This is a genomic window from Campylobacter sp. IFREMER_LSEM_CL1890 (assembly GCF_025772045.1).
In the GTDB taxonomy this organism is placed as follows: Bacteria; Campylobacterota; Campylobacteria; order Campylobacterales; family Campylobacteraceae; genus Campylobacter_D; species Campylobacter_D lari_D.
In genome coordinates this window covers 34,314-44,674 of the sequence record NZ_JAKMRK010000012.1, presented here as the reverse complement: position 1 = coordinate 44,674, position 10,361 = coordinate 34,314, and the positions used below count along the sequence as shown (strand labels likewise).

Sequence of the window (10,361 nt, the reverse complement as noted above, 5' to 3'; positions counted from 1 at the left end):
TTACAAAATAAAAAGAAGGTTTTAGTATTTATTAAGTGGTAGAAAATCAGAAAAGTTATTTAGAAATTTTATTTAGTAGTAATACTTTAATTTAATATTTTTAATTAGCCATAGTTGATATTTTTGGTTTTTGATATAAAATATTAATTTTTATAATGTATTGTATCTTTTTTATTTTTGGAGGATATATGAAAAAATTATTTTTAACTTTAACGCTTGGTTTTACAAGCTTATTGGCTAATGAAAAAATATTAAATATTTACGAAAGTCCCACTTGTGGATGTTGCGATCTTTGGGCTAATTATATGAAAGATAAAGGCTATAAAGTACAAATACACAAAAGTGAAGATTTTTTAAAAATAAAAGAAAAAATGAATATTCAGCCTATGTATCAAAGCTGTCATACTGGCGTGATTGATGACTATGCTATAGAAGGGCATGTTCCTGAAGATGCAGTTGCTTGGCTTTTGGAAAATAAACCTGAGGATGTTATAGGTATTTCTGCTCCTGGTATGCCTCAAGGAAGTCCTGGAATGGAACAAGGTTATGAAGAAGAATATCCTGTAGTTTTGATGCTTAAAAATGGAGATTATAAAATTTATGGGATCTATAAAGGACATAATTTAATCAAAATAAACTAAGCAAAATTGCTTAGTTTATTTTGTATATTAAAGGTATTCTTATATGAAAAGTTTTTTCATATTGTGGAAAATTCTTAGATGCTATGCGTATAGTTTCTAAGGCACTATCATTTAATAGTTTATATTTTGATGGTTTTAATATTTTTAAGTTTAATAAGTTTTTATCCTTAGTCCATGTGAATTCTAATAAAATTTCACCACTCATCCGCATTTTTCTAGCTTGCCTAGGATAAATTAAAGCTTTATCTATAGCTTGCTTAACTTCTTTTAAAAGTTCATTGTTATTAGTTAAAGATATGCTTTCTTGAGAATTTATCAGGATGTTTTTTTCTTGAGATGTTATTTTTTGAGATTTTATTTCCTCTTTTAATCGATTTGCTGCTTTAGTATCGGTTGAAGTATTTATTTTTTTAGGTTGAACGATAGGTTTTTCTTTTACTTGTTCTATTTTTTTTATTTTTTCTTGTTTAGATTGTTCGTTTTTTACTTTAGGAGAATCTTGTAAAAATTGTTTTATAGCTATATTAAATTTTTCTTCCTTTGTAGTGTTATGTTGTATATATAAAAAATTCTTAGTATAAAGAAAAACAAAAAGTAAAGGTAAAAAGATAAATAAAGTAATGAAAAATGATTGATTTTTATGATTACTTATAAAAGTCTTCATCTTTTTTGCTCTGTTAAAATTTGAAAATTTTCATGATTTTTATTTTTTAAAATATCAATAATTTTTACAAAGCTTTCAAATTTTGCCTCTTTATCGCTTTTTAACTCTACTAAGGTTTTAGAATTTATAGTGTCAAATTTTTCTTTTATTTCTTCTATGGAAACTGTTTTTCCATCGATATAAAATTTATTTTCTTTATCGATTAAGATGCTTATTTTGTCTTTATTTTCACTTATGGAATTTGAATTTTCACTTTGAGGTAGATTGATTTTGATTTCACCATGTGCGATAAAAGTGGATATACTTAAAACAATGGCTAGTAAAACAAGCATTATATCTATAAAAGGAATAATATTTAAACCTTCATTTTTTGGCAATTTAAGCATTTTTATCCTTAAAAATACGATATGCATTACTCAAAGTTGATATTTTTCTAAGCAATCCATTATAAGCCATCAAAGAAGGGATGGCAACTAAAATTCCCAAAGCAGTAGCCTTTAAAGCTAGCGATAAGCCAATAACAATAGATTTTACATCAATATTTCCACTTGCTCCCATGTCGTAAAATGTAATCATAATCCCTACTACAGTTCCTAAAAGTCCTACATAAGGAGCGTTAGTGTAAATAATATAAAGCATAGTGATATTTTCACTAATTGCATCATCAAATTTTTCTTGGCATTGATAATCATTTAGTTTAATTTTTCTAAAAAATAAGATGCGTTCTATAGTGCACCATATAGCAATAAATGCCATTAACCCTAAAACAATAAATATAATTAAGTCAATATAAGTTTTTAAAAATTCCATTACACCCTCATCTTAAAAATTTTTTGTGATTATATTACTGAAAATTAAATTATTTATTAATAACAATTATCATAATTGATATAATAAATTTATTTTAAATTAATAATTATTATCATAATATTCCAACTTTGAAAATTTTGTTTATTTATGAAAGGAAATAATGAAAAGTTATTGCTTGTCAGTTTGTGTTGCTAGTCTTTTGGTCTGTAATGCTTTATCACAAGAAGTTTTATTAGATAGCTCTATAGTGAGTGCTTCGGGGTTTTCTCAAGATATTAAAGAAGCTCCTGCTACTATAAATGTGATTGGTAAAAAAGATTTAGAGAGTAAGCCTTATAGAGATGTTGCTGAAGTTATTGCTGATATTCCTGGTGTAGATTTATTTGCTAGTAAAGGAAAAACAGGCTCTTATAATATTACCATGAGAGGTATTACTGGATATACTTTAGTTTTGATTGATGGGCGTCGTCAAGGAATAGGTGGAGAAGTAGGACCTAATGGTTTTAATGAAATTTCAAATTCATTCTTACCACCAATTTCTAGTATAGAAAGAATAGAAGTAATAAAAGGGCCAATGAGCACTTTATATGGTTCTGAAGCTTTGGGTGGTGTTGTAAATATCATCACAAAAAAAGTAAGTAACGAGTGGGAAACATCATTTAGTTTGGATAGTATTTTTAATGCACATAAAGAATGGGGTAATACTTATGGCGCAAGTATATATTCTAGTGGTCCATTGATGAATGATCGTTTGGGACTTACTTTGCGTTTTAGAGAGTTTTATAGAGAACAATCTAATGTTGAATTTAGTAATGGGAGTGGTCAAAGAGTGCAAGGTGATCAAGCACAAAGTCCTACAAAAGCAAGTAATTTTAATTTAGGAACTAGATTAAATTACTTAATAGATGATTATAATACTTTGATATTTGATATTGATTTTTCAAGAAATCATTATGATAATAAAAAAGGCCAACTCGGTACATTAACAAAACCAACAGATAAAAATGATGGCTCTTTAACAGGTGGTTATACAGATACCATGCAAGTAGATAAGTTGGTAACTTATTTAAGTCATGAGGGGGTATATGATGATTTTTCAATTACTTCTACTTTGCAGTATAACCGTGTAAGTAACGATGGGCGTGAGGTAGTTGGCCAAGCAAATCAGCCATTTTTAGGGCAAAATAGAGATATAGTTGCTGAAGATATTATTATAGATACAAAATCAGTTATTCCTTTAGGTCAAAGTCATATTTTAAGCGTGGGTGGTGAGTATAGACTTGAGAAAATGCAAGATAAAATTGCTAATCCTACTAATTTTGATCAATATTTATTAGCTTTTTTTGCAGAAGATGAATATGGTATAAGAGATGATTTAAGATTTACTTTTGGAGCAAGATATAATTATCATGAAATTTTTGGAAATAACATTTCTCCAAGAGCTTATTTAGTTTATAATCCTACTAGTGAGCTTACTTTAAAAGGCGGTGTTTCAACAGGCTTTAGAACCCCATATGCTAATAGATTGATAGCTGGTGCTTATAATTATAGTGGACAAGGTAAATATCCTATGTATGGAAATCCGAATTTAAAAGAAGAAACATCGCTTAATTATGAACTAGCCGCTGTTTATAATAATGATTTGTTTTATATTTCAGCAACTGGCTTTTTAACAAATTTTAAAGATAAAATTTCTAGTCAAAAATTTAGTAATAGCAATATGATTTTGGGTATTGGAAAATGTGAAGCTGATACATGCTATCAGGCGATTAATCATGGCAAGGTTGAGTATAGAGGCATAGAACTTGGAGCCGGGATTACTCCTGTAGAGCATTTAAATTTAGATTTAGCTTATACTTATCTTGATAGTGAAATTAAAGATGCGCAAGATAAAACTATGATAGGAAAACCAGAAATTGATAGTCTAAAACACAATATCATGTTAAAAGCAAGTTATAATATCTTTAGCAAATTCACTCCATGGATAAAAGGCGAATGGCAAATAGATCGTTATATGGGTGATACAAATATTAATAGAGAGTATTATCAAGATGTCTTTTTAGCTTCTATGGGTGTGCGTTATGATATTAATAAAAAATGGAATATTAATGCGGCAATTTATAATCTTTTTGATAAAAGTTTTACAAATGATTGGGAGTCTTATAAAAACAAAGGTGAAGATGCTTGGGTAAATACTTATAATCGCATAGAAGAAGGAAGAAGAATTTATATTTCAATCAACGGCAGTTTTTAATTTTGTATAGTTGGGGAGCCAAAGAGCTTATTGAGAGCTTCTTTGGTTTCGTCTTTAGGATCGTATTTTTTAGCATCTTTTTTAAAATTTTCAAAATGTTCATTTAAATTCGGAGTACTTTTTATTTCTTGTTTTATAGGAGTTTTGAATATATCTTGTAATTTTTGGGTATCTATAGTTTCTATTTTTTGAATTTTAATTTGTGTTTTTTCTCCAAAAAGCTCATAAAGCAAGACTTTGATTAATTTAAAGCCATTGTTTAGGGTTTTTCTATCATCATCTTTAGCATGTGAGCTAATACTTAAAATATCATCTTCAAAAGAAATAAACTGCGTGGTTTTTTTGAAAACTTCAGCTAAATCATAATCTCTTTTGTAAATAGCTTTTAATAAGCTTTCATAAGGATTAAGTTTTTCTTCTTTAATTGTTTGTGTAGAAAGAATTTCTTGTTGTTTTAGGCTTGGTGTGTTATCTTGTTTTGGGCTTTTACTGTAAATAGCCTCATCAATACTTTTTAGATAAGTTGCTTCTATAAGCATGAAAGCCATAACACAAAGTACAAAACTATCATCATCGCTAGAATTTAACATAGTCTTAGCACGCGAAAGAATTCTAAAAAATCTTTCGTAAATTAACATAGAAAAAAGATTGTTTTTGGCAAAAAATGCTTCTTTTAAAAAAAATATCATTTCATCAATGACATTGCTTGCCTCGTAATCTTCAAATTCTTTTAAAAACTCAAGAACTTTATCTTTATCGCTAGCTAAAATGGCTTGATAAAATTCTTCAATTTTATATGGATCTAAAAAGCCTAGCATCGCAGTAATTTTTTGTGTTTGTATATGATTTTGACAATATACTATGGCTTGATCTAATAAAGTTAGAGTATCTCTTAAAGATCCGTTTCCACTTCTTGCTATGAGTTTTAAAGCTTCTTTTTCATAATTGATATTTTCTTTTTCTAAAATCCACTCAAGATGATTTAAGATATCGTGAATAGAAATTTGCTTAAATCTAAAATGCTGCGTTCTTGAAAGAACCGTAGCAGGAAGTTTTAAAGGGTCAGTTGTTGCTAGTATAAATTTTACATAGCTTGGTGGTTCTTCCAAGGTTTTAAGCAAGGCATTTGCTGCTTGTGGGGTAAGCATATGCACTTCATCGATAATAAAAATTTTAAACCTAGCTAAAGATGGAGCGTATTTAACTTGCTCGATAAGCTCTTGAATGTCTTCTAAGCTTCTATGGCTTGCAGCATCCATTTCTATAATGTCTATATTAGAGCCACTGAGTGAAGATAAGCATTGAGAACATTCTCCACAAGGGTTAGCACTTGGTCCTTTTTCACATACTAGGGCTCTTGAAAAAATTCTTGCACTTGAAGTTTTTCCACTTCCGCGTAATCCTGAAAATAAATAAGCATGTGCTAAGCGGTTATTTTCAAGAGCATATTTTAAGCTTGTAGAAACAGTATTTTGCCCTACAAGCTCATTGAAATTTTTTGGTCTGTATTTAACAGCAAGAGCTTGGAGCATTACTACTCATTCATGATGGATAACAACTCTTCATTGCTTTTGGTTTTTAGCATTTTAGAGTATAAGAATTTTAAAGCTTCTATATCATCCATTTGTGAAATAGCTGATCTAATTGCCCAAATTTTTTGAAGTTTTTCAACACCTTGGAGTAATTCTTCTTTTCTAGTGCCTGATTTTATAATATTAATTGCAGGGTAAATTCTTCTGTCTGAAATATTTCTATCAAGAACGATTTCGCTATTTCCTGTTCCTTTAAATTCTTCAAAAATCACTTCATCCATTCTTGAGCCTGTTTCTATCAAAGCAGTTGCTATGATGGTTAATGAGCCACCATGTTCTATATTTCTAGCTGCACCAAAAAAGCGCTTTGGCTTATGCAAGGCATTTGCATCAACCCCGCCACTTAAAACTTTACCACTGCTTGGTGTGGCAGTATTATAAGCTCTTGCTAATCTTGTAATAGAATCAAGTAATATAATGACATCTTTACCTGTTTCTACCATCCTTTTTGCTTTTTCTATAACAAGTTCAGCCACTCTAACATGATTATAGGCAGGCAAGTCAAAAGTAGAGCTAAAAACCTCGCCTTTAACACATCTTTGCATATCTGTAACTTCTTCAGGACGCTCATCTACTAAAAGTACAATCAAATGAGCCTCTGGATGATTTTTAGCAATAGCGGTAGCTAGTTCTTTCATTAACTCAGTTTTACCAGTTCTTGGAGGTGCTACGATTAAGCTTCTTTGACCTTTTCCTATAGGGGCAAATAAATCAAGCATTCTGCCTGTTAATTTTAAAGGATCATATTCTAATTTGATTTTTTCAGTTGGAAAAATTGGAGTAAGATTGTCAAATAAAGGTCTTTCTCTAGCTTCTTTTAATGGAAGATAGTTGATTGCTTCAATTTTTAATAAAGCATAGTATTTTTCTTGATCTTTTGGCTCTCTAACTTGACCAGTAACTATATCTCCTACACGCAGAGCAAATTTGCGAATTTGTGAGTTTGATACATAAGCATCATTTACACTATCGCTTAAATTTGAGTCCATTCCACGCAAGAATCCATAACCTTCAGGCGAAATTTCTAAAATTCCTGTAAAGAGTATAAAGCCACCTTTTTTGGTTTGTGCTTTTAGAATTTCAAAAATAAGATCTTGTCTTCTAAATTCTCTTGGATTTTCTATTTCTGCTTCATTTGCTATTTTTACTAAGCTTTCTAAATCAAGCAACTTTAAATCTTCTATTTTATAACCTTCAACAGGAATGTGTGTTCTTTGGTGTTGTTTCTTTTCTTTTGTATTTTCCATATATCCTCATAAAATGTAGAAAATGTAGTTTTTGTTTTAGTTTATTCAAAAAAGATTTTATTAAAAAAAATACTTTTTTGTCAAATTTTGGAAATTATAATATAGCTTTGTAAATAATTTTTAAAATTGAAAGTTTGAAAAAATGATAAAATATTGTAAAAACTTATAAAGAAAGTATAAAATGAGATGTAAGCATTGCCAATTAAGCTTTAAACAAGAACAAATGATAGAAAAAAATGGAAATTATTTTTGTTGTAAAGGCTGTGAAAGTGTATATGAAATTTTACAAGAGAATAATTTGGAGGAATTTTATGAAAAACTTGGTAATCAAACTTTAACCCCAGTAACAATAGAATATAGTATTAAAGACTATGAAAAATACATACAAAAAACAAAAGAAGGCTTTAGCGAGGTTTTTTTACTGATAGAAGAAATTCATTGTGCAGCCTGTGTTTGGCTTAATGAAAAAATTCTCATTAAAAGCGAAGGAGTGATAGAAGTTGATATTAATTCTATTACCCATAAAGCTAGAATTGTTTTTGATGAAAAAAGCATAAATTTAGCAAAAATTATCCAAAATATAGAAAGCATAGGCTATAAAGCTAGTGTGTATTTACCTACAAAAAATGAACAAAGAGCAACTCAAATCAAAAGAGATTTTTATGCGAAATTAATAGTTGCTATAGCTTGCGTAATGAATATTATGTGGATATCTGTAGCTAAATATGCCGGGTTTTTTAGTGGTATGGAAGCTGATATTAAAGATATTTTACATTTTGCTGAATTTTTACTTTGTACTCCTGTACTTTTTTACACAGGTTCGATTTTTTATAAAAATGCCTATTATGCTTTGAAATTTAAAAATGTTAATATGGATACTCTAGTAATTAGTGGAGCAAGTTTAGCTTATATATATTCAGTGTGGGCAATGTTTTCAAGAGCTTCACAGGTATATTTTGACTCTGTGGCGATGATTATTTGTTTTGTTTTTATAGGAAAGTATTTAGAGCTTTTAAGTAAGAAAAAAGCCCTTGATACGCTCGATCATTTGAGATCATTTTTAGGTAATGAAGTAAGGGTATTAAAAAATGAAAAAATAGAAAATATTGATGTAGAAGAGGTGCAAATAGGAGATATTATAGAGTTAAAAGAAGGTGATAGGGTTTTAATAGATGGAGTATGTATTAGTGGTAATATTAGTTTAGATATGTCTAGTTTAAGCGGAGAGAGCTTACCGCTTGATGTGCAAAAAGATGATATGATTTATTCTGCTTCTTTAGTTTTAAGCGGGAATGCTTTATATAAGGCAAATGCGCTTTATAAGGATTCTAAATTAGCTAGGATTATTAATTTACTTGAAAATTCAAGTGCTAAAAAAGCCAAAATAGAAAAAATGGTACAACAGGTGAGTAAGTATTTTTCGCCTATTATTTTAATTTGTGCTTTGTTGTGCTTTGTTTTTACTTTTTTTGTACTAAATTTAGGTTTTGAAGAAGCCATGATACGCATGGTTTCTGTGCTAATCATAGCTTGTCCATGCGCTTTGGCTTTAGCTACGCCGGTGAGTTCTTTAGTAGCAATTAGTGCTGGTTTGAAGGAAAAAATTTTATTTAAAGAAGCAGGTGTTGTGGAAGATTTGAGTAAGTGCAATGTGACTGTATTTGATAAAACAGGGGTTTTAACAAAGGCTAGTTTGGAAGTTAAAAAAAGCTTTTTAGATGAAAGGTTGGATAAAAATGAATTATTAAATTTCTTACATTTAACTAACCACCCAGTGGCTAAAAGTATTTTAAAATTTTTAGATAGAAAAATAGATAGTAGAATAGAATTTGAAAAAGTTCAAAATTTTCAAGCAAGAGGTTATAAAGCCTTTTTGGGTAAAGATGAATTTTTGGGAGGAAATGAGAAATTTTTCAAAGAAAATCATATGCAAGTACAAGAATTTCAAACTACGCATTTTATATTTGCTAAAAATAAAACTATATTAGCAGTTTTTGAATTAGAAGATAGTATGAGAGAAAGCTCTGAAGAGTTGATTGAATTTATGAAAGAATGCAAAATGCAAATTTATATATTAAGTGGCGATAATTTAAATGCTGTGAGTAAGGTGGCTGAAAAATTAAAAATAAATAATTTCAAAGCCTCATGCATGCCAGAAGATAAGATGCAAACAATAGCTAGGTTAAATCAAATAGGTAAGGTTTTAATGGTAGGAGATGGGGTAAATGATGCTTTAGCACTTTCTTATGCAGGTGTTGGGGTTTCTTTAAAAGAAGGTTCTGAGCTTGCTATGGAAAATAGTGATATTATATTGTTAAAAAACGACTTAAAAAGCTTGCAAAAGGCTATACAAATAGCTAAAAAAACTTATCAAATTATTAAACAAAATTTAGCTTTTTCTTTATTTTATAATGCCTTGAGCATGCCTTTAGCTTTTTTTGGTTTGATTAATCCTTTAATTGCAGCTTTATCAATGTCTTTTAGTAGTATAATAGTGATTTTAAATGCTTTAAGGATTAAAAAATGAATGGTGTTTTAATGATGATGATAGGTGTTTCTATGGTTGCTTTATTTTTGGCAATTTGTGCTTTACTTTGGGGGATCAAAAATAAGCAATTTGACGATGATTATAAATTTACTACTTTAAATGATAGCGAAGAAGCTTTAAATGATGCAGTAATTTTGGAAAAAAGAAAAAAAGAAGCTTTGGAAAAGAAAAATCAAGAAAAACAGCCATAAAGGCTGTCAAATTATTTTTTTAAGCTCTCGATGTATTCTTCAATTGCTTTAAAATCTGCTTCTGTTAAACCTTTAAGGTTAATCTTCATGATTGCACCTTGGCCATAAGCATTTCTTTTACCTGCTGCATAATCTTTCATGTATTGTAATCTTTCAGCTGCAGTTAAAGTATTTAAAGCAGGAACTTTGTTAAGATAAACTTTATCTGCTTTAGCACCATGACATACTGCACATTTTTTATAAAGTGTAGCACCATCCGCAGCAAAAGCTGAAACACTAAGACATGCCAAAGCTGATAAAACAAGTAGCTTTTTCATTGTATCACTCCTATATAAATTGAAAATAAAATGTTTTTAATTATATGCTTTTTTTATTTAAAGTCGCTTAAAAAACTTTTTTACTTGATAAATTATA

The 10,361-nt window shown here is 29.1% G+C and carries 10 protein-coding genes; 4 read left to right on the top strand and 6 right to left on the bottom strand.

Annotated features, from left to right (window positions below; genetic code table 11):
* The first annotated feature begins 188 nt into the window (after positions 1-188).
* Positions 189-641, top strand: a complete 453-nt coding sequence (locus tag L8W57_RS06795; RefSeq protein WP_263662253.1) for a DUF411 domain-containing protein — start codon at positions 189-191, stop codon at positions 639-641.
* Between the two features lie 10 nt (positions 642-651).
* Here the strand turns inward: L8W57_RS06795 and L8W57_RS06790 are convergent, their stop codons facing one another.
* From L8W57_RS06790 to exbB, 3 genes are read right to left on the bottom strand one after another with little or no spacing between them, the layout of a single operon-like run.
* Positions 652-1,305: an energy transducer TonB gene (locus tag L8W57_RS06790; RefSeq protein WP_263662252.1), complete on the bottom strand. Its 654-nt coding sequence runs from the start codon at positions 1,303-1,305 to the stop codon at positions 652-654.
* Entirely contained in the window at positions 1,302-1,691 is a 390-nt protein-coding gene (gene exbD, locus L8W57_RS06785) for a TonB system transport protein ExbD (protein ID WP_214114368.1), read from the bottom strand. The genes L8W57_RS06790 and exbD overlap by 4 nt, the downstream gene beginning before the upstream one ends.
* Complete coding sequence (exbB, locus tag L8W57_RS06780) at positions 1,684-2,115, bottom strand: TonB-system energizer ExbB (protein ID WP_133319846.1); 432 nt, start codon at positions 2,113-2,115, stop codon at positions 1,684-1,686. Before exbB ends, exbD begins: the two co-directional genes overlap by 8 nt.
* A gap of 160 nt (positions 2,116-2,275) precedes the next feature.
* Here exbB and L8W57_RS06775 point away from each other — a divergent pair, with 160 nt between their 5' ends.
* Positions 2,276-4,369, top strand: a complete 2,094-nt coding sequence (locus tag L8W57_RS06775; protein WP_263662251.1) for a TonB-dependent receptor domain-containing protein — start codon at positions 2,276-2,278, stop codon at positions 4,367-4,369.
* On the opposite strand, the gene L8W57_RS06770 is transcribed toward L8W57_RS06775, so the two are convergent.
* Both L8W57_RS06770 and rho read right to left on the bottom strand, forming a co-directional pair.
* Positions 4,366-5,901, bottom strand: a complete 1,536-nt coding sequence (locus L8W57_RS06770; RefSeq protein WP_263662250.1) for a DNA polymerase III subunit gamma/tau — start codon at positions 5,899-5,901, stop codon at positions 4,366-4,368. The genes L8W57_RS06775 and L8W57_RS06770 overlap by 4 nt on opposite strands.
* A gap of 2 nt (positions 5,902-5,903) precedes the next feature.
* The gene (gene rho / locus L8W57_RS06765; protein WP_039617780.1) at positions 5,904-7,208 is read right to left on the bottom strand and encodes a transcription termination factor Rho; all 1,305 of its coding nucleotides are present in this window, start codon (positions 7,206-7,208) and stop codon (positions 5,904-5,906) included.
* A 181-nt stretch (positions 7,209-7,389) separates the two neighbouring features.
* Between rho and L8W57_RS06760 the strand changes: the two genes are divergently transcribed.
* Both L8W57_RS06760 and L8W57_RS06755 read left to right on the top strand, forming a co-directional pair.
* Positions 7,390-9,735 carry a heavy metal translocating P-type ATPase gene (locus L8W57_RS06760; RefSeq protein ID WP_133319849.1) on the top strand — a complete coding sequence of 782 codons (2,346 nt, stop codon included), beginning with the start codon at positions 7,390-7,392 and terminating at the stop codon, positions 9,733-9,735.
* Positions 9,732-9,947 carry a cbb3-type cytochrome oxidase assembly protein gene (locus tag L8W57_RS06755; protein WP_133319850.1) on the top strand — a complete coding sequence of 72 codons (216 nt, stop codon included), beginning with the start codon at positions 9,732-9,734 and terminating at the stop codon, positions 9,945-9,947. The genes L8W57_RS06760 and L8W57_RS06755 overlap by 4 nt, the downstream gene beginning before the upstream one ends.
* Positions 9,948-9,958: 11 nt before the next feature.
* Here L8W57_RS06755 and L8W57_RS06750 read toward each other — a convergent pair whose 3' ends face one another.
* Entirely contained in the window at positions 9,959-10,264 is a 306-nt protein-coding gene (locus tag L8W57_RS06750; RefSeq protein WP_133319851.1) for a c-type cytochrome, read from the bottom strand.
* Positions 10,265-10,361 lie beyond the last annotated feature (97 nt).